Source organism: Paractinoplanes globisporus DSM 43857, from assembly GCF_000379645.1.
GTDB classification, from domain to species: Bacteria; Actinomycetota; Actinomycetes; order Mycobacteriales; family Micromonosporaceae; genus Actinoplanes; species Actinoplanes globisporus.
In genome coordinates, this window is sequence record NZ_KB903301.1 from 158,713 (window position 1) to 177,891 (window position 19,179).

General features: G+C 72.6%; 17 protein-coding genes and 1 pseudogene. 8 read left to right on the forward strand and 10 right to left on the reverse strand.

Features of this window, described 5'->3' with window-relative positions:
- Positions 1-4: 4 nt before the first annotated feature.
- Both A3CQ_RS53070 and A3CQ_RS62780 read left to right on the forward strand, forming a co-directional pair.
- Complete coding sequence (locus tag A3CQ_RS53070) at positions 5-907, forward strand: LacI family DNA-binding transcriptional regulator (RefSeq protein ID WP_051115260.1); 903 nt, start codon at positions 5-7, stop codon at positions 905-907.
- A 99-nt stretch (positions 908-1,006) separates the two neighbouring features.
- A pseudogene (locus tag A3CQ_RS62780) lies at positions 1,007-1,150 on the forward strand (putative quinol monooxygenase); the annotation flags it as partial.
- A gap of 4 nt (positions 1,151-1,154) precedes the next feature.
- Here the strand turns inward: A3CQ_RS62780 and A3CQ_RS62785 are convergent.
- A complete protein-coding gene (locus A3CQ_RS62785) occupies positions 1,155-1,916 on the reverse strand; it encodes a sigma-70 family RNA polymerase sigma factor (RefSeq protein WP_084699096.1) in 762 nt (253 codons plus the stop codon).
- Positions 1,917-2,083: 167 nt separating this feature from the next.
- Here A3CQ_RS62785 and A3CQ_RS0116090 point away from each other — a divergent pair, with 167 nt between their 5' ends.
- Positions 2,084-4,819, forward strand: a complete 2,736-nt coding sequence (locus A3CQ_RS0116090) for a helix-turn-helix transcriptional regulator (protein ID WP_020511967.1) — start codon at positions 2,084-2,086, stop codon at positions 4,817-4,819.
- 58 nt (positions 4,820-4,877) lie between these two features.
- Here A3CQ_RS0116090 and A3CQ_RS0116095 read toward each other — a convergent pair whose 3' ends face one another.
- Entirely contained in the window at positions 4,878-5,714 is an 837-nt protein-coding gene (locus tag A3CQ_RS0116095) for an alpha/beta fold hydrolase (protein ID WP_020511968.1), read from the reverse strand.
- A gap of 180 nt (positions 5,715-5,894) precedes the next feature.
- Here A3CQ_RS0116095 and A3CQ_RS0116100 point away from each other — a divergent pair, with 180 nt between their 5' ends.
- Positions 5,895-6,176, forward strand: a complete 282-nt coding sequence (locus A3CQ_RS0116100; RefSeq protein ID WP_020511969.1) for a hypothetical protein — start codon at positions 5,895-5,897, stop codon at positions 6,174-6,176.
- Positions 6,177-6,269: 93 nt separating this feature from the next.
- A complete protein-coding gene (locus A3CQ_RS0116105; protein ID WP_157295936.1) occupies positions 6,270-6,875 on the forward strand; it encodes an SDR family oxidoreductase in 606 nt (201 codons plus the stop codon).
- On the opposite strand, the gene A3CQ_RS0116110 is transcribed toward A3CQ_RS0116105, so the two are convergent.
- The 4 genes from A3CQ_RS0116110 to A3CQ_RS0116125 form a co-directional block, all read right to left on the reverse strand.
- Entirely contained in the window at positions 6,848-9,583 is a 2,736-nt protein-coding gene (locus A3CQ_RS0116110) for an ATP-binding protein (RefSeq protein WP_020511971.1), read from the reverse strand. The two genes, A3CQ_RS0116105 and A3CQ_RS0116110, sit on opposite strands and share 28 nt — an antisense overlap.
- A 108-nt stretch (positions 9,584-9,691) precedes the next feature.
- A complete protein-coding gene (locus tag A3CQ_RS0116115; RefSeq protein ID WP_157295938.1) occupies positions 9,692-10,501 on the reverse strand; it encodes an alpha/beta hydrolase in 810 nt (269 codons plus the stop codon).
- Between the two features lie 120 nt (positions 10,502-10,621).
- On the reverse strand, positions 10,622-11,383 hold the full coding sequence (locus tag A3CQ_RS53075; protein ID WP_020511973.1) for an alpha/beta hydrolase: 762 nt from the start codon (positions 11,381-11,383) through the stop codon (positions 10,622-10,624).
- Positions 11,380-12,639 (reverse strand): amidohydrolase family protein, encoded by a 1,260-nt coding sequence (locus tag A3CQ_RS0116125; protein ID WP_020511974.1) that lies wholly within the window; start codon positions 12,637-12,639, stop codon positions 11,380-11,382. The genes A3CQ_RS53075 and A3CQ_RS0116125 overlap by 4 nt, the downstream gene beginning before the upstream one ends.
- A gap of 143 nt (positions 12,640-12,782) precedes the next feature.
- On the opposite strand from A3CQ_RS0116125, the gene A3CQ_RS0116130 reads away from it, so the two are divergent.
- From A3CQ_RS0116130 to A3CQ_RS0116140, 3 genes are read left to right on the forward strand one after another with little or no spacing between them, the layout of a single operon-like run.
- Positions 12,783-13,550, forward strand: coding sequence for an IclR family transcriptional regulator (locus tag A3CQ_RS0116130; RefSeq protein ID WP_020511975.1), 768 nt, complete (start codon positions 12,783-12,785; stop codon positions 13,548-13,550).
- A 32-nt stretch (positions 13,551-13,582) separates the two neighbouring features.
- On the forward strand, positions 13,583-14,098 hold the full coding sequence (locus A3CQ_RS0116135; protein ID WP_020511976.1) for a carboxymuconolactone decarboxylase family protein: 516 nt from the start codon (positions 13,583-13,585) through the stop codon (positions 14,096-14,098).
- Positions 14,099-14,109: 11 nt separating this feature from the next.
- Entirely contained in the window at positions 14,110-14,706 is a 597-nt protein-coding gene (locus A3CQ_RS0116140; RefSeq protein ID WP_245577244.1) for a class I SAM-dependent methyltransferase, read from the forward strand.
- 84 nt (positions 14,707-14,790) lie between these two features.
- On the opposite strand, the gene A3CQ_RS0116145 is transcribed toward A3CQ_RS0116140, so the two are convergent.
- From A3CQ_RS0116145 to A3CQ_RS0116160, 4 genes are all read right to left on the reverse strand, one after another.
- Complete coding sequence (locus tag A3CQ_RS0116145) at positions 14,791-16,590, reverse strand: FtsX-like permease family protein (protein WP_020511978.1); 1,800 nt, start codon at positions 16,588-16,590, stop codon at positions 14,791-14,793.
- A gap of 3 nt (positions 16,591-16,593) precedes the next feature.
- Entirely contained in the window at positions 16,594-17,325 is a 732-nt protein-coding gene (locus A3CQ_RS0116150) for an ABC transporter ATP-binding protein (protein WP_245577245.1), read from the reverse strand.
- Entirely contained in the window at positions 17,322-17,846 is a 525-nt protein-coding gene (locus A3CQ_RS0116155) for a PadR family transcriptional regulator (protein ID WP_020511980.1), read from the reverse strand. Before A3CQ_RS0116155 ends, A3CQ_RS0116150 begins: the two co-directional genes overlap by 4 nt.
- A 71-nt stretch (positions 17,847-17,917) precedes the next feature.
- Complete coding sequence (locus tag A3CQ_RS0116160) at positions 17,918-19,177, reverse strand: alpha/beta fold hydrolase (RefSeq protein ID WP_020511981.1); 1,260 nt, start codon at positions 19,175-19,177, stop codon at positions 17,918-17,920.
- Between the last annotated feature and the right edge of the window lie 2 nt (positions 19,178-19,179).

Consider the following 19,179-nt stretch of genomic DNA (forward strand, 5'->3'; position numbering starts at 1 on the left):
CAGGATGAAGGTGCGCCGCGCAACCATGCGGGACGTGGCACGGGCGAGCGGCGTCTCACCCGCGACGGTGAGCTTCGTGATGAACGACGCACCCGACCAGACGATCTCCGAGGCGACCCGCGACCGGGTCCGCCAGGCCGCCGCCGACCTCGGCTATCGGGCTCACCCGATCGCCCGGGCGCTGCGCGAGGGCGCGTCCCGTGTGGTCGTGCTCGACGTGGGCGGCCTGCCCCGGGACCGTGTGCTCGAGAGGTTCGTCGACGGCCTCGAGGAGGAGCTGGGCGCCGCCGGCTACGCGCTGCTCGTCTCCTATTCGCGGCGTTCCCGGCGGGCCTCGATCGACGCGGTCGGCCCGCGGGCGGTCATCGACCTGGCGGCGCTCTACACGCGCCCCGGCGCGATCGCCGACGGTGGCTGGGTCGACGGCATGGCCTCGCACTACCTGACCCAGATCGAGTTCTTGCGGCAGCTCGGTCACCGCGACGTCGCCGTCGCCGTCCCGGCCCGCCCCGACCGTTTCATGCGCCTCATGGCCGACTACGTGCGACGGGCCGCCGAAGCGCTCGGACTGCCGGAGCCGGCGACGCTGCCGGTCGGTGGCGAGACCGCGACCCTGGCCGCCGTGCGCGAGCAGCTGGGTCGCGTCACCGCCGTGGCCGCGCTGACCGACAGCCTGGCGCTGGCCGTCCTGGCGGCAATGGCCGACGCCGGCGCGTCCTGCCCCGGCGACCTGGCGGTGATCGGCTGGGGCGACAGCGCCGAGGCCGCCCGGTGGCGCCCGCCGCTGACGTCCGTGCGAGTGGACGCCGCCACCTACGGACGGCGGCTGGCCCGCCGAGCGCTCGACCTCCCGGCCGACGACACCAAGCCCGCCGCGACCCGCGTGATCCGCCGCGCGACGACGTAGCGGGGTGTCGCCGGCGTTCGCGAGACCGCGGTGGCCGGGTCACGCCCGGCGGGCGGGACGGCGCTCGATGTGGCATCTTCGGATCGGAGGGAGGGCCTCATGATCATCGTTGCGGGAAGGCTTCACGTCCGGCCGTCCGATCGCGATCACTACCTGGCCGGGGTGGCGGACGTCGCGCGCCTGGCCCGGGCCGCACCGGGCTGCCTCGATTTCGTCCAGGCGGCGGACCAGCTCGACCCCACCCGGATCAACGTCTACGAACGGTGGGAGTCCGACGACGATCTTCACCGGTTCCGCAGCTCGGGCGGCCCGCCCCTGGAGCTTCCCCCACTGCGGGACGCGAGTGTGCGGAAGTACCGGATCGCCAGCGACGAGGAGCCCTGAGCAGCGCGATCAGGCGCGCCACGTCGCCCGCTCGCGTCGCTTCGGCCAAGGCTTCGAGCAGAGCATCACGTACGGCTGGATCGACTGGATTGTGTCGTTCTTCCGCCAGATGGCCGCGCGCCCGGCGTGCCAATTGCCGCGCGTTGGCCTCGCTGAGGCCGAGTGCCCCGGCGATCTCCCGGAACGGATAGCCGAACGCCTCCTGAAGCACGTAGACGGCGCATTCGGCCGGGGACAGCCGCTCCATCAGGAACTGGACGGCGATCCCGAGTGCCTCGCGGCGCTCCGCCTCCCGCGCCGGATCGTCGGTCGCGAGCCCGGCCTCCGGAAGCGATTCGCCGGCACACACCTCGCGGCGCGCGTAGGCGGAGGTCGCCGTGTTGAGAGCGAGCCGCCTCGTGACGGTCGTCAGGAATGCGAGCGGGGACCGGACCTCGGCGCGGTCCGCGGTCTGCCAGCGGACCCACGCGTCCTGGACGACGTCCTCGGCGTCGGCCGTACGACCGACAATCTGATAGGCGACGCCCAACAGCCGGGAACGGACGCCTTCGAATTCGGCCTCCGCCTGGATCGTCGAGGGACCGCGTTCGGCACGTTCGATTACGGCGGCATCCACGGTATTCATCCCGCTTTCGTTCGCTTGTCCGGGCCGGACCGCCCTGGGTTCTGCCCTACGCCGAGAATCGCCCGCCGGTGCCTGCCGTCGAGTCCGCCAACACGCCAGCCCGTGTCGCCAGCCGTGGCGGGCCAGCCGATTGACGTGATCAGATGGCCGATATAGCGTCCGAAACGATGTCGACGAGCCCTGCGCTGTGCGACCGACGCAACGAGCGCGACGTGCTGGATCGACTGCTGACAAGCGTGCGGTCGGGTCAAAGCCAGGTACTGGTCCTGCGCGGCGAGGCGGGCGTCGGCAAGTCGGCCCTCCTGGACTACCTGGTGCGCAGCGCGTCCGGCTTCCGCGTCGCCCGGGCGTCGGGCCACGAGTACGAGACGGAACTGGCCTACGCGGGCCTGCACCAGCTGTGCGCCCGGCTGCTCGATCTGCGCGTACGGCTGCCGACTCCCCAGCGTGAGGCGCTCGAGGCGGCGTTCGGCCTGAGCGCGGCCCCGGCCCCCGATCGCTTCGTCGTGAGCCTGGGAGTCCTCGGCCAGCTCTCCGCGGCCGCCGAGGACCAGCCGCTCCTCTGGGTGATCGACGATGCCCAATGGCTGGACAAGGCCTCGGCGCTGACACTCGCCTTCGTCGCCCGCCGCCTGCTCGCCGAATCGGTCGGTCTCGTGTTCGCGGTCCGGGAGCCGAGCAAGGTTCCGGAGCTGGACGGCCTTCCCGAGCTCCCGCTGGCCGGACTCGGCGACAGCGACGCGCGGGCCCTGCTCGACTCGGCGCTGGCCGGGCGCCTCGACGAGCTCGTACGGGATCGGATCGTCGCCGAGTCGCGCGGCAACCCGCTCGCCCTGCTCGAGCTGCCGCGCGGACTGACACCGACCGAGCTGGCCGGCGGCTTCGGCGTGCTCGACGTGACGCCCATGGCGAACCGGATCGAGCAGAGCTTCCTGCGGCGACTCGACGCGCTCCCGGACGAGACCCGACGGCTCCTGCTGGTGGCGGCGGCCGAGCCGGTGGGCGACGTTTCCCTGCTCTGGCGTGCGGCGGGCCGGCTCGGACTCGACGCCGACGACGCCGCGCCGGCGCAGTCGGCGGGACTGATCGACCTCCGGGGCCGGGTGCGGTTCCGGCACCCGCTGGTCCGGTCCGCCATCTACGGGACCGCCACCCTGCCCGAACGGGAGCACGCGCATCAGGCGCTCGCCGAGGCCACCGACCCGGAGTCCGATCCCGACCGTCGCGCCTGGCACCGGGCGCACGCGACGACGGCGCCGGACGAGGACATCGCGGTGGAGCTGGAGCGCTCGGCCTGGCGGGCGGCTCATCGCGGCGGCATCGCGGCGTCGGCGGCGTTCCTCCAGCGGGCGGCCGAGCTGACCCCAGGCCCGGCCGATCGTGGCCGGCGCGCCCTCACCGCCGCGAAGGCGACGTTCGACTCGGGGGCGCCGGAGGCCGCGCACAAGCTTCTGGCGCTGGCCGGGTTGTGCCCGCTGGACGACCTTCAGCAGGCGCAGCTCGGTCGCCTGCGTGCGCAGATCGTTTTCGCCCTCCGGCGCGGCAGCGACGCTCCGCCGCTGTTGCTCGCCGCCGCCGAACGGCTCGCGCCGCTCGACTGCAAGTCGGGGCGCGAGACGTACCTGGAGGCGCTCGAAGCCGCGATCTTCGCCGGCCGCCTCAATGACCGCGTCGGCCCGCACGAGGTGGCGACGGCCGCCCGGGACGCGCCGCCGGCCGGGACGTCGCCGCGGTCGATCGACCTCCTCCTCGACGGCCTGGCCACGCGGTACACACGGGGCTACGTCGCCGGCGTGGCGCCGCTGCGAGATGCCCTGGACGCGCTCGGGCGCGACTCCGACGTCGACATGCGGTGGGTCTCCCTGCCCTGGATCGCTGCCGGCGACCTGTGGGACGACGAGACGTGGCACGAGCTGGCCACCCGGGCGGTCCGGCTCGCACGCGACGCGGGCGCATTGATCGCGTTGCCGCTGGCGTTGGGACACCGTGCGGTCGTCCACGTGCATGCCGGTGAGTTCGCGGCCGCCTCGGCGCTGGCGGACGAGGCCGAGGCGATCACGGAGGCGACCGGCAATGCCCCGGCGAGGTACGCCGAACTGCTGCTCGCCGGCTGGCGTGGCGTCGAACCCGACGCGCAGGACGGCCTGGACCGGGGCCTGCAGAACGCCCTCGCGCGCGGCGAGGGGCGAGCCATAGGCGGGTACGGCTACGTGTCCGCGGTGCTGTACAACGGTCTCGGCCGCTACGACGCCGCGCTGGCCGGCGCCCGGTCGGCTCTCGAGTACGACGACCTCGGCATCGCCGGCTTCGCCCTCGTCGAGTTGATCGAGGCGGCCGCCCGGAGCGGCGCTCACGAGGAGGCCGCGGCCGCCCTGCGACGACTTGAGGAACGGACCGCCGCGGCCGGCACGGACTGGGCACTCGGCGTCCAGGCCTGGTCGGCCGCCCTGTTGCAGGAGGGCACGGCCGCCGAGTCCTGCTATCGCGAGGCGATCGAACGGCTGGAGCGAACTCGTGTCGCCATCCATCTCGCCCGCGCGCATCTGGTGTACGGCGAGTGGCTGCGCCGCGAGAACCGCCGGGTCGACGCGCGCGAGCACCTCGGAGCCGCGTTCGACATGTTCGACGGCGCCGGGGCGGAGGCGTTCGCCGAGCGCGCCCGCCGGGAGCTGCTGACCACGGGCGCGACCGCGCGCAAGCGCACCGTGGACACGCGCGACGCGCTGACGCCGCAGGAGGGGCAGATCGCCCGGCTGGCCCGCGACGGCCTGTCCAACCCCGAGATCGGCGCCCAGCTGTTCATCAGCCCCCGGACCGTGCAGTACCACCTGGGCAAGGTCTTCGCCAAGCTCGAGATCACCTCGCGTGGTCAGCTCATCCGGCTCCCGGCGAGCCGGTTCTGACCGGCCGATCGCCGCCACCGCGGACAGGCGCGGTGGCGGCGACCCCCGATGGACCGGATCACTTCGTCGCGTCGACCGCCGCGAGGATCACCTTGGTGACGTCGGCCGGACGGGTGATGAGCGTCAGGTGACCGGCGCTGACCCGGGTGATGTGCGCATGGGCCCGGCTGGACATCATTTCCTGCAGGGCCCGTGGAATGACGTTGTCCTGCGTGCCGATCAGGGACCACGTCGGAATCGTCTTCCAGGCCGGAGGCCCGGAGGGCTCGCTGAACTGGGCCACGGCCGCGGGCCGCTGCCCGGCCGCGAGAAGCATCGCGTCCTTCGGCGCGACCCCGTTGGCGAAGCAGTCGACGAAGCCCGGGTAGGCCCCGTTCGCCTCCCACCGCAGGTAGAGGTCCACTCCCCCGTCGTACGGCACCTGGTTGAAGCCGTCCTCACCCACGCACGAGCCCGAGTTTGCGACCAGGCCGCCGGCGACCTCGCCCTCGTCGGGCAGGAAGCAGTCGATGCAGACGAGCGCCTTCACGTTCGGGTTGCCGGTGGCGGCGTTGGTGGCGACGAATCCGCCGTACGAGTGGGCGACCAGCACGATCGGACCGGAGATCGACCGCAGGTAGCTCGCGAGGTAGGGCGCGTCGGTGGCCGGCCCGCGCAGCAGGTTGGGCGGAGCGACCACCTTGTTGCCCTTGGACAGCAGGCGCTCGGTCACGGCGGACCAGGACGACGCGTCGGCCCAGTCACCGTGCACGAGCACGATCGTCGGGCGCGGGCGCTGTTTGGCCGGCGACTCGGCCCCGGCCGGCCCGGCCGTGGCGAAGGCGACAAGCCCGGCGAGCAGCAGGACCGGTCCGATCAGGAGAGCGCGCGGACCTGCCGATTTGCGAGTGAACATCGAAACCCCCTCGGATGTGGTGTCTCGATGACGATCTCTCCGAGCCGGTGGGTGTCGAGTCCGCCAATACGCCAGCGCGGCTCGCCAGTCGCGAGCCGGGGCAACCGGACCAGGGTGTGCACGGGCGCGATCGCCGCGCCGGAAGTCGTACGTTCACGGGTAACCAATGGAGGTAATGCGATGTCAGCACCGTCCGGTCCGGCTCATCTCGACAGCCACCATCGCACCACGCTGCGGAAGATCCTTCAGCACGACGGCGGCCACAACATCGAGTGGCCGGACACGCTCTCGCTGCTGGACGCCGTCGGCTCGGTCACCGAGCACAGCGGCGGCAAGCTCGCGCTCACGGTGGGAAAGCAGACCGTGGTCCTCGAGGCACCCCGGCAGAAGAATGTGGACCTGCCGACGGTCGTCCAGCTGCGCCGCATGCTCACCGCGGCCGGCTACCACCTCGAGGCGTGACCATGCGGGGGCAAGCCCTGAGGTCGGCATTCGCGGCCGGGGAATGACCGATCGACGATGTCCGGCTCGTCAGCGGGACTGTTGGGACAGACGGTGGTGGTCATCGGGACCTGCACCGGCGTCGGGCTGGCGACCGCCCGCCGGGCCAAGCGGGAGGGGGCCCAGCTGATCCTCACCGATCGGCAGCCGGGGCCGCTCGAGGACGTGGCCGACGAGATCGGGGTGGAGGCGACCGTCGCGTTCGACGAGTCGGATGTCGGCCAGCTCGAGGCGTTCCTCGGTGGACTGCCCGGACACGTCGATCACGTGCTGCTCAGCGGCCGCGAACCGTACGCGGCGCGGCTCGGCGAGATCGATCTGGCCCGGGCCCGCGGCGCGCTCGACCAGCTCCTCCTGCCGATCTGCCTCGCCCGGTACGCCCGGCGGGAGATGCGCGGCGCCGGTTCGCTGGTGTTCGCCGCCGGAGCTCGGGCCGAGCGTCCGGGCGAGGGCCGGGCGCTCGCCGCGATCGCCGCCGCCGCGCTGCCGGCCCTGGTCGCGAACCTCGCGGTCGAGGCCGCTCCCGTCCGGGTCAACCTGATCGGCCGCGGGCCGGCGGACGGAGCGGCGGCATGGGCGGTTCGGCTCATGACCGATCCGATGGTGACCGGTGAGGTCCTCGACCTCGGAGGTCAGGAGGGAAACGCGGTGTGCAGGTAGCGGCGGGAGCTGATGCCGAGCTTCGTGTAGACCTTCCGCAGATGCCATTCGACCGTACGGCTGCTGATGAACAGTTGAGCGCCGATCTCGGCATTGGTCCGTCCCTCGACCGCCAGCCGCGCGATCTGCGCCTCCTGCGGCGTCAGCTCGGTGGATTCCTCGAGCCCCCGCTTGCGCACGGTCGCTCCGGTGGCCGACAGCTCGCGCCGGGCGCGCTCGGCGAAGAGCGCCATGCCGGCCGCGGTGAACATCTCGTACGCGGTCTCCAGCTCGTGGCGGGCGTCGACCCTGCGGCTCGTCCGCCGCAGCCACTCGCCGTAGAGCAGGTGGGCCCGCGCCAGGTCGGCCCGCATCCTCGTGCGGCTCAGCAGATCGATCGAGCCGCGGTACAGGTCCTCGGCCCGCCGCTCGTCGCTCAGCAGCGCGCGCGAGCGTGCCTCCACCCCGAGCGCCCAGTCGGTGTGACTGGCCTGTGCCTTCTCGGCCAGCCGGGCCAGGCTCGTCCTCGCCGGCTCGGGCTCCCCCGTACGGGACGCCGCCTCGATCAGTTCGGGAAGGGCCCAGTTCTCGACCACGACCTCCCGGTAGGCGGCGGCGTCGCGCGCGGCGGCGAGCGCCTCGCCGTACCGGCCGCCGCTGTTGGCCAGCACGGCCCGGGTGTAGTCACAGATGGCCACGCCGATGCCCTCGCCGCGGGCGGTCGCCGCGCGCCGGGCGGTCGCGATCAGGCGATCGGAGTGATCGCCGCGACCCTGCCAGGCGGCCACGATCAATGCGCCGTAGGGGGCGGCGGCGATGCCGGTCGCCTCCTCCACGGACTCCGTCTCGGCGACGGCGGCCGTGGCCGCGGCCAGCTCACCGCTGAAGACGAGCACCGGGGTCCGGGAGCTGAGGGCCAGCGCGACCTCGCTCAGCGCCCCGGTCCGGCGAGCGATCTCCACGTGACCCTGCGACAACACGTACGCGCTCTCGTCGTCCCAGACCTCGATCGCGACGACGCAGCCCTGCCACAACCGGCGCAGCTGGTCGGGGGGCGCCGTCCAGCCGTCCGCCATCCGCCGCACCGCGGCCAGGCAGGCCGGCGCCGCGGTGGCATAGTCGCCGGCCAGCGCGATCAGCCCCTGCAGTAACAGGTCGGCCGGGCCGGGCTCGGCTCCGATCTGGCCGGCCGCGGTCCGGGCCGCCTCGGCGATCTCGGTCAGGCCGACGCCCTCGTTCAGCCGCGCGCCGAACAGCGCCGCGGTGAACGCGTCCAGGTAGGTCTCCCGGGCCAGCCGCCCGTCGAACGGTTCGAGACGTCGTGCGGCCTCCAGCAGCAGCGGCGGCGCCTCCGTGCCGCGGCTGGAGGCGAAGGCCAGCTGGGCGCCGAGCAGATCGACCTGCGCCCGTTGCAGCTCGTCGACGCCGCTGTCGGTGGCCAGCGTGAGCATTCGTCGCGCCGTGTCGAACGCGCCCGCCTGCACGTTGGCGAGCGCCGCCCCGAGCGCCCGCCCGCTGCGCCGGGACGGATCCGGCGTCAGCTCGGCCGCCCGTGACAGGAACGCGCCGGCGGCGGCGAACCCGCCCCGGGACTGGGCCCGGCCGGCCGACCGCTCGAGCTCGGCGGCGACGTCCTCGTTGGCCGTCTTGGTGGCCCGGGCCCGGTGCCACGCGCGGCGGTCCGGGTCGGTGCTCGCGTTCGTCGCCTCGGCCAGCGCGCGGTGCACGCGCTGGCGCTGATCGGGCACGGCCGACCGGTAGGTCGCCGACCGCACCAGCGGATGGGCGAACTCCACCCGGGAACCGAGGCGGAGCAGGCCGGCGCCGATCGCCGGGGCCGCCGCGGCCGGGTCGATGCCGAGCACGGCCGCGGCCGCCTCCAGCAGGCGCGGATCGCCGAGCGGCTCGGCCGCCGCGATCAGCAGGAGCTGCTGCGTCTCCCGCGGCAGCGAGGCGACCCGCTGGACGTAGCTCTGCTCGACCTTGCTGGACACCGGGTGACTGTCCGGGAGGCCGTAACCGCCGGCGAGATCGTGACTTGTCCACGTGTGCGGGAGCTCGAGCAGGGCGAGCGGGTTGCCGTGGCTCTCGGCGACGATCTGGTCGACGACCTCCGTGTCGATCGGACCGGTCACGTTGGTCAGCAGCAACGCCCGTGAATCGTCCGCGCCGAGACCGCCGACCGGCAACGCGGGCAGGCCGGCCAGCACCGCGTCCCCGGCGCCGGTCCGGGCCGAGCAGACCAGCGCGATGGGCTCGGCGAGCAGGCGTCGCGCCACGAACGCGAGGACCTGCGCCGACGCCTGATCCAGCCATTGAGCGTCGTCGACCACACAGGCCAGCGGCTCGTCCTCGGCCACGTGGTCGAGCAGGGTCAGGGTGGCGAGAGCGACCAGGAACCGGTCGGGCGGCGGCGCCGAGCTCAGCCCGAACACGACCTCGAGGGCAGCACGCTGCGGCGCGGGCAACCGATCCAGGTGGTCGAGCACCGGCGAGCACAGTTGGTGCAGTCCGCTGTAGGCGAGCTCCATCTCCGACTCGACGCCGACCGCCGCCAGCCGGCGCCAGTCGGCGAGGAGCCCGGAGAGGTAGTCCAGCAGGGCGGTCTTCCCGGAGCCGGGATCGCCGCGCAGGACGAGCACCTGGCTGCTGCCCTCCCGGGTGTCGGTCAGCACCCGGCGCAGCAGCTCGCATTCGCGCTGCCGCCCACGAAGTACCGGATCCGGCATGGCGACCTTCCGGCGGTGTCGATCGCTTGCGCAGTCGCAAGCACAAGCGATCAGCATGCCACCGGGCCGAACGGGACCGCATCACCCGGTCAGGACGATCAGCGCCACCTACGCGTGGGCGGCGCGAGCGGCCGCGACGACAAGGCCGGCGACCTTGTCAGGGTGGGAGGCCGGCGACGCGTGGCTGGAACGGACCTCGATGGTGGTCGCATGGGCGCGCTTGGCCATGAAGCGCTCGAGGTCGGGGTTGATCATCCGGTCCTGGGTGGAGACCAGGGCCCACGACGGCAGGGACCTCCAGGCCGGCGGGCCGGCCTGTTCGCCGAAGCACTGGGCGGCGATCGGCTTCTGCGTCGCGGCGAGCACGCGCGCGTCCGCCGGTGGGATGTCCGGGGCGAAGTTGGTCGGGATCGCGGCCGGGTCGAACCACAGGAAGCCCTGGGAGTCGGGCTGCGCGAACGCGAGGCCGGGAGGCGCCGGGAACTGGGCGTTGAGGCCGCCCAGCGTCTCGCCCTCGTCCGGCGCGAACGCCGAGGCGTACACCAGGCCGACGACGTTGCCCACGCCGGTGGCGGCACCGGAGATCACCGCACCGCCGTACGAGTGACCGGCCATGACCGTCGGACCCTGCACCCGCTCGGCCAGCACGTGCCGGGTCCAGGCCACGTCGTCGGCGAGCGAGGTCAGCGGCAGCTGCACGCAGAGCACGGTGTAGCCCTGCCGCTGCAGGATCGCGGTGACCGCGTTCCAGCTCGACCCGTCGACCCAGGCTCCGTGCACCAGCAGGACGCTCGCCTTCGGACGGCCGCCGGTGCGGGCCGGCGCGGCCTGTGCGGCCGAGGCCAGGCCGGTGGTCGTCACCGCGGCCGCGCCGGCCAGCGCGGCGGTCCCCCGCAAAACGTTTCGTCGTGTTGCCATGCCGATCGTTCCCCCCTCGACGAGTGTGGTTCCGCGCCCCAGACTCGGGAAACGCGGCGCCCGTCGCACCCGTGACAGCCCTGGTCCCGTCCCTGGCCGCTCGGTGGGGAAGGCGGAGGCTCAGCCGGCGAGCAGGAAGCCGACCGAGCGCCGGATCACCGCGCGGGTCGCCTCCTCGTCCAGCTCGGGGAACATGTGCGACGCGCCCGGGATCAGCTCGACCGTGGCCGACGCGCCGGCCGCGGTGAGGGCCTCGGCCAGCCGGGAGCTCTGCCGCGGCGGAACGGCCAGATCGGCGGTTCCGTGGAGGAAGAGGAACGGTGGCGCGCCCTCGTGGACGTGGTTGACCGGGCTGGCGGCGGCGGTCAGATCCGGTCGTGCGTCGATGCTCGCCCCGATCAGCCGGCCCTCCCGCGAGGACTCGCTGCGGTCGCCGGTCCCGCCGGCCTCGTCGATGTCCTTGGAGAGCGCGTCGAAGTCGGTGGGCGGATACCAGCAGACGGCCGCGGACAGGGCGCGCGGCGACGTGAGTGCGGCCAGAGCGGCCAGATGCCCGCCGGCCGACGTGCCCCAGATGACCGTTCGAGTGCAGCCGTGATCGTTGGAGGACAAAAATTCCAGGGCCGCCTGTACGTCGGACAACTGCGCGGGATAGACGGCCTCCGCGCTGAGCCGGTAGTCGACGCTCGCCACGGCCATGCCCAGCGACGCCACCTCGTCGAAGAACCAGGCCGCTGCCGGGCCGGGCCCCTCGCGACGGCTGCCGACCCGCCAGCCGCCCCCGTGCAGGTAAACGCAGAGTGTCGTCGCCCCTTCCGGGACATACAGATCGAGGGCGAGCGGCCGGTACCCGTTGGGCCGGGAGAAGACGACGTCTCTCATGCGACCGCGGGCGCCTTGTGGAACCGCCCGGACTGCATGATGACGCGCAGGTTCGCGGGGTCCTGCAGGATGCGTACGTCATCGGCGGGGTTGCCCTTGACGACCAGCACGTCGGCCACCCAGCCGGGGCGGAGCATGCCGATGTCACCGAGATCGAGCAGCTGCCCGCCGTGCTGGGTGACGGCCGTCAGAACCTCCAGCGGTGTGTACCCGAGCACGTCGACGAAGAGCTCGAGGTCGCGGGCGTTGCGGCCGATCGGGTTGTTCGGGAAGCCGTAGTCGCCGCCCGGCAGCGCGCGGATCCCCCGCCGGCGGATCTCGGGGTAGACGGAGGCCATGCCCTCCAGCGCCGCCACCGAGCCCATCTTCTCGGCGACCTCGCGGGTGATCCCGAACTCCTCGCCCTCGTGCACGTTCGCGTAGATGATGCCGGGGGCGGGCGAGACGAACACCGTGTCCTTCACCGATTCGAGCAGGTCGAGGGCCTCCTCGTCGGCGTAGGTGCAGTGGTAGATCGAGCGGAAGCCGGCCTTCACCGCGATCTTCACCGACTCGGCCGACTGGGCGTGGCAGTTGAGCCAGACGTCCGACTCGCGGGCCTGGGCGCCGGCCGCCATCGCCTCCTCGAGCGTGTACTGGGTGATGTGCGAGCCGCCCTCGATGAAGACGTCGTCGTTGCTGAGCAGGAACTTCACGCTGTCGTAGCCCTGGGCGGCCATCTCGCGCACCCATCGGGCGCACGCCTCGGGACCCTGCCAATCCGGCTCGACGTGCCCGTCGGGGCGTACCGGATGATTGTCTCTCTCCATGCTTGCCGCGCGCATGCGCGGACCCGGCACCGCTCCTGCCTTGATCTTGTCGCGGAGGATGATCTCGACCGGCATGGGCAGGATCGATCCGGCCGAGTAGGCCGAGGTGAAGCCGGAGTCGAGCAGGATCGACGCGTTTCGCTCGGCGCGCGCCAGTTCGCTCTCGAGGCCCTCGATGTGGTGGAAGAACGTCACGTCGAGCGGCGGGTTGAACGACGGGTCGATGTGCCCGACGGCCGACGGGAACGTCAGGTGCGCGTGCGACTCGATCATGCCGGGCATGACCGTACAGCCGGTGGCGTCGAACACCTGGTCACTGCCATGATCGTCGTGCCACCCGGAACGGACCTCGACGACCCGGTCACCCTCGACCACCACCTCGCCCGGCGCGGGCGCGGTGCCGCTGCCGTCGAAGACCAGCCCCTTGGTGAAGACGGTGCGCGTCATGGCGTTCCCACTTTCAACAGGCGATAACAGCTTTCCAGCGCGTGTTACCCGAGTGTTTCCGGTCCGGCCCTCGGGTGTCAATGGTCACCCGGCGGCTTTCAGCAACCTTGCATTTCTCACTCTGCGAAAGTAACTTCCACGCCATGGTGGAGTATCGGGTCGAGGCACTGGCCAAGGGCCTGCGGATCCTGTCGCTGTTCACCGAGCAGCGGCCGGCCTGGCGGGTCAGCGACATCGCGCCCGCGGTCGGGATGCCATTGCCGACCGTGTACCGAGTGGTCATGACGCTGACCGCGGAGGGCTATCTCGATCACCTGCCGAACGGCGACTACCGGCCGGGCGTACGGGTGCTGACGCTCGGGACGGCGGCGCTGCGCAGTCTCGATCTCGTCGAGGCGGCCACACCGCGCCTGCAGAAACTGGCCGCCGCCACCGGCGAGACGGTCAACCTGGCCGTGCTGGCCGGGGACCGGGTGCTCTATCTCGTCCGGCTGCGCAACTCCGACCTGGTCACCGCCAACATCCAGGTCGGTTCGACGCTGCCGGCCGTACACACGTCGATTGGGAAGTTGTTGCTGGCCTTTCTCGACGAGACCGATCTGAAGGAGCGCGTGTCGGGGGATTCGTTCGCGTTCAACCATGGGCCGAACGCCAAGCTCTCCCTCGACGAGCTGCGCGACGAGCTCGCCAAGATCCGCAACGACGGCTGGGCCCTGCAGGACGAAGAGCTGGCCCACGGTTTGCGCTCGATCGCCGCTCCCGTCCGGGGCGCGGACGGTTCCGTGGTGGCCGGTGCGAATCTGGCTCTTCAGTCCCGCGACTGGTCGAGTCAGCGCATAGTCCGCGAACTCCGCCCGCTGGTCACGGCCGCCTGTGACGACATTTCCGCTATCTTAGGATATATCGCCTGATGTCACGATTGCCCCGCCTGACGCCCTCTGGAATGTCCGATTCGCAGCGCGCCCTCTACGACGGGATCGCCGGCGGCCCGCGCGCATCCGGACCGTTCGCCCTGGTCGGTGACGACGGCGCCCTGGAGGGCCCGTTCAACGCGATGTTGCTGCAGCCCGCTCTGGGTGAGGCGCTGCAAGCCTTGGGCGGAGCAGTTCGATATCGTACGGAATTGAGCACCCGGTCCCGTGAGATCGCCATCCTCACCGTGGCCCGCGTCTGGGACAGCGCCTTCGAACGCCAGGCTCACGAGGCCGTGGCCCGGGCCTCGGGAATGTCCTCCGCCGAGCTGGCCGGCCTCCGCACCGGAGATCCGTCGGTCTTCACCGACCCCGGGGAGCGCGCGGTCCTCGACGTCGCCACCGCCCTGGCCGAACGATCGGATCTGACCGACGACGAGTACGAGAACGCCGTCGACGCTCTCGGCCGGCCGGCTCTCTTCGAACTGACCACGCTCGTCGGCTACTACGCCACGCTGGCCCTGCAGCTGCGCGTCTTCCGGGTCTAGGCTCGATGTCCATGAGCGTCATGGACTACGACGAGGTCTACCGCTCGAGCCGCCCGCCCTGGCAGATCGGCGGCCCGCAACCCGCGCTCGCCCCGGTTCTCGACAACGAGGTCCGCGGCCCCAAGGTCCTCGACGTCGGCTGCGGCACGGGTGACCTGGCCCTGTCGCTGGCCCGTCGCGGTTTCGAGGTGACGGCGGTCGACATCTCCGCGGTCGCCATCGGCCAGGCGCGAGAGAAAGCCGCCGCCGAGGGCCTGACCGTTCATTTCGACGCCCAGGACGCCACCCACCTCTCGCTGACCGACGGGCCCTTCAACTCGATCTTCGACTCGGGCCTCCTGCACAGCCTCCAGCGCGTCGACCAGCAGCACGTGGACGACTACCTCTCCCAGCTGCCCGGCCTGGCCGCCCCCGGAGCGGCCGTCTTCGTCCTGGCGATGTCGATCGAGTCGGGCGAGGGCTGGGGGCTGACCGAGGCCTTCCTGCACGCCTGCTTCCCCGCTCCCACCTGGACGGCGACCACGGTCGAGCCCATCACGATCACGGCCGAGCCCGACGGCGAACGCCTTTCCCTGCGCGGCTTCCTCCTGCGAACCACCCGCGCCTGACCCGCGCCGCCTCAGCCGCGCCTGACCCGCGCAACCCCAGCCGGCGCCCGACCCGCGGCGCCCCCAGCCACGCGGAGAGGCCGATCAGCCGGCGGCGCGGAGGGCTTCGGTCGGTGGGCGGCGGGTGGCCAGGGCGGCCGGAACCGCGGTCAGGGCCGCCACCACGACGACGGTGGCCAGCACGACCCCGAGGAGCTGGCCGAGCGACGGCAGCGTGGCCCGGCTGCTGTCGCCGCCGGTGATGGCGATGATGGTGTGGAACAGCACGTAGCCGCAGGGAAAGACGCCCAGGACGGCGCCGGTCAGCGCGGGGATCAGCTGCGCCGCCGACAACGCCGCGGTCACGTCGCGCGGGGTGGCGCCGAGCGCCCGGGCCAGCGCCGACGCGTGCCGGTTGTCGAGGACCGTGGCCCAGGTGATGACGACCGCGTTGACGCCGGCCAGGGCCAGCAGGATGAGCGTCCACACCAGCAGCACGTGCCGGAGCACGGTCACCTGCGTCGCGTCGTATCCGCCCTGGCCGGGCTGCGTCCCGAGGAAGGCACTGAGAACCAGGACGACGTAGATGCCGCTCACCGTGATCGCGATGCCGGCCACGGCCAGAGCGGTCCGGCGCGGGCGGCGGCCGGCCACCCGCAGGGCGAGCAGGAGCGGCACGGGCAGGCGAGCCGAGAGCGCGATCAGCCACCCGGCCCGGCGAGGCGGCCGCGGCGCGTCGGCCAGCGCGTTCACCGTGCTGCGCCGGGCCGCACGCACGGCCGGCACCAGCGTCGCCAGCACCGCCACCGCCAGCGCCACGCCGGTCACGATGCCCACGATGGCGAGGGTGATCGACGGCGTCCCCGCGCTGCCGAGGAGCCCGGCGCTCGGCGAGGTCAGCAGCGGCGCGGTCAGCGCCCCGATCGTCAGCCCGGCGGCGGCCGCCGCGAGCGCCACGATGACGTACTCCGCCAGCAGCACACCCGCGACCAGCCCGGGAGTGCCGCCGGCCGCCTTGAGCAGTCCGACCCGCCGGGTCTGGTCGGCCATCCGCCCGCCCACCAGCACCGACAGGCTCGCCACCGCCAGCAGGCCCAGCAGCCAGGCCCCGATCAGCAACAGGATCTGCGAGTCCTTGGCGAGCTCGGTCGCGTCGCCGAGGATGCTCTGCCAGGTCTCCATCGGCAGACCAGGGTGCGCGTCGACGAACGATTCCGCCGCGCCCGGATCGGACAGCCTCAGGTTCACCACGTACGTGGTCGAACTCGGGTCGATGGTGCGCACATCGGCTGGGGTGAGCCACACGAGTCCGGGGTTGCGCAGTGCCCCGGCCGGCAGCTTCTCGCCCGCCGTGACCGGCCCGACCACACACGGGAAGTAGCAGCTGGACTGCGGGTAGGGCGGCGCGGCGGCCGTGACGGCGAACCCGGCGACCTCGAACGTCCGTCCGCTCAGCGTGACGGCGTCGCTCACGTGCAGGCCGAGCGCCGTCCCGAAGGCGGCCTCGACCACCACTCCCCCGTCGCGGGCCCAGCTGCCCTGGGTCACTCTCGGCTGGTCGACCGCCGCCGTCGCCGTGTCGCGCCCCACGGCCTGCACGTCGATCGTCCGGCCGCCGGTCTCGAGCTTCGCCGCCGCAACCGGAAACGGTCCACTGTGGCCGGTGACGCCGGCGGATCCGGCGAGCTCGGTGAGCTTGCCGGCCGGGCCCGCCGCCACCACGTCCGGTCCGTTGGTGGCGGTCCGCGTGCTCCGGTACGGGTCGGCCGCCGCATCCCGCAGCACCAGCCCGAGGGTCAGGGTGGTCGTGGCGGCGAGGATGGCGAGCAACAGCAGCACGGCCTCGGCGCGCCGCCGCCGCAGGTCGCGCAGGGCCAGGCGGCCCACGAGCAGGAGCCGGCCCATCGCCTACTCCTCCAGCCCGAGCAGGGCACCGAGCTGCCCGCTCGTCCCGCCGGTCAGCCGGGTCTCGTCCACGAACGCGCCGTCCCGCATCGAGATCAGGCGGTCGGCCGTCGCCGCGATCCGCGCGTCGTGTGTGACGATCACCAGCGTCTGCCCGGCCGCGTGCAGGCTCTCGAACAGCTGCAGCACGTCCAGGGTCGCCGCGCTGTCGAGGTTTCCCGTCGGCTCGTCGGCCAGCACGATCAGCGGCTCGTTGCTCAGCGCCCGCGCGACCGCGACCCGCTGCCGCTGCCCGCCCGAGAGCGCCGACGGCAGGAACCGCGCCCGGTCGGCGAGCCCGACCCGATCCAGCAGCTCCTCCGCCCGCCGCCGGGCCGCCCGCGGCGACCGCCCGGCCAGCAACGCGGACAGTTCGACGTTCTCGACGGCGGTGAGCTCCTCCATCAGGTGGAAGGACTGGAAGACGAACCCGACCTCGCCGCGCCGCATCCGGGCCAGCGCCCGCTCCCCGATGTCGTCGATGCGACGCCCGTTGAGCCAGATCTCACCGCCCGAGGGCCGGTCGAGCCCGCCGAGCAGGTGCAGCAGCGTCGACTTGCCACACCCGCTCGGTCCCATCACCGCGACCGTCTCCCCCGCGGCGACGTCGAGGTCGACCCCGTCCACGGCGCGCACCAGGCCCTCGCCCCGCCCGTACTCCTTGCGCACCCCGCGGGCGCGTAGCACGTCGCTCACGATCCACTCCTTCGCCGAGTCCAGCTCCGCTCGCATGCCTCGAGCCACCGCAGGTCGGCCTGCAGGCGCAGGACGACCCCTTCCAGCAGCAGCGCCGCGTCCGACTGCGGCGGCTCACCGAGGGCGGCCCGCTGCGCCTCCCGGACGCGCCGCAGCAGCTCGCGCCGCTGCGTGTCCACGATCGCGATCGGATCGGCCAGCCCCGCGGCCGCCGCCGCGATCAGCTTCAGGTGGAACTCCGCCAGGTCGGGCTTGGGCCACCCGGTCTCGGCGATCCACTCGGAGACCCGCTGCTGGCCCTCCGCGGTCAGCGCGTAGACCTTGCGGTCCGCCCGCTCCCCGTCCTCGCCCGGCTCGACCGCCAGCAGCCCGGCCTTCTCCAGCCGGGTGAGCGTGACGTAGATCTGCCCCGCGTTCATCGCGTCGCCCAGCGGCCCGAGCGCGTCGCGCAGCCGGGCCCGCAGCTGGTACCCGTGCGAAGGCTCCTTCGCGAGCATCGCCAGCACAACTTCCTGCTGCATGGCCACCCCTCAGCTAACCGTTAGCCCTACCCTCTAACGGTTAGCTGTGCCTGTCAAGGCCGCGTGGGCGATCACGTCATGCCGGAGGCCATCTCCATCAAATGGCCGAGGACCGACTCGCCGGACGTACGCAGGCCGTCGTGCTGGTGTTCGTTCGTGACCCAGGTGCGCACGTTCCCGACCGAGCTTGCCGTCGCGAGGGAGAGGCCGGCGTCCACGTACATGTCGTCGGCGTAGACGGCGGCGAGGACGGGGATCTCGTTGGCGGACAGGCGATCCGGGTCGTAGAGGGCGGGCCAGTCGTCCACCGTGGCCAGGATGTCGGCCGCCCCGGCGAAGGGGCGCAGGGCGGCGATCTGGTCGAACATCCAGGGATACATCATCTCGCCGGTGAACAGCAGCGGGGTGGCGTCCGCCGCGAAGGCCGGGTGCTGGGCGAGCGCCCGGTCGGCGGCCCAGGCGGTGGAGCCGGCCGGCCGGCCGTAGATGTACTCCTGCAGGGCGAACAGCGGCTCGTCGATGAATCCGGTCTGGGACATGACCTCGTAGCGGAACGTGCCGGACAGCCGGGAACCGTGCCAGGCCTCGTCGAACAGCCAGTGCACCTGGGCGTATCCGTAACTCATGCCGAAGGCGTTGCCGAGGACACGGAGACGCTCGACGGTGAGGCGGTCGCCGTCGGGCAGGCGCACGTCGTCGGCGGCCAGATGGTCGGCCACGCGGCGGACGGCGGCCACGTCGCCGGGGAACGCGCGGTAGAACTCGGCGTTCTTGGCCGCCACCCGGGGATACGTACGCGCGTAGACCTCGTCGGCGGTCGCGGTCAGGCCGGGCAGCCCGCCGGTGACGAAGCAGTTGCGCAGGGCGTGCGGTGCCCGCGAGAGGTACGTCATCGTGACGAAGCCGCCGTAGCTCTGGCCCAGCGTGTCCCACCGGGCGCCACCGGCGAGCCGGGCGCGGAGCATTTCGGCGTCGGCCACGATGCTGTCGGCCCGGAACAGCCGCAGGTGGTCGGCGAGCTCCCGCGCGGACCGGTCACCGACCGTGGCCGCGGTGATGGGGGTGCTGCGACCGGTGCCGCGCTGGTCGAGCAGCAGCACCCGATGGGTCTGCACGGCGCGGGCGATCCAGCTCTCCGAGCGCACCGGGCGCGGGGACTTGCCGCCCGGGCCGCCCTGCAGGAACAGCAGCCAGGGCAGGTCGTCGCCGGAGCGGTCGGCGGCCACCACCTCCCGGGCGAAGACCTCGATCGTGCCGTCGCCGGGGCGGTGATGGTCGAGCGGAACGGCGACGGTGTGGTCGGTGAAGCGGAGTCCCGGGTGCGCGATCATGG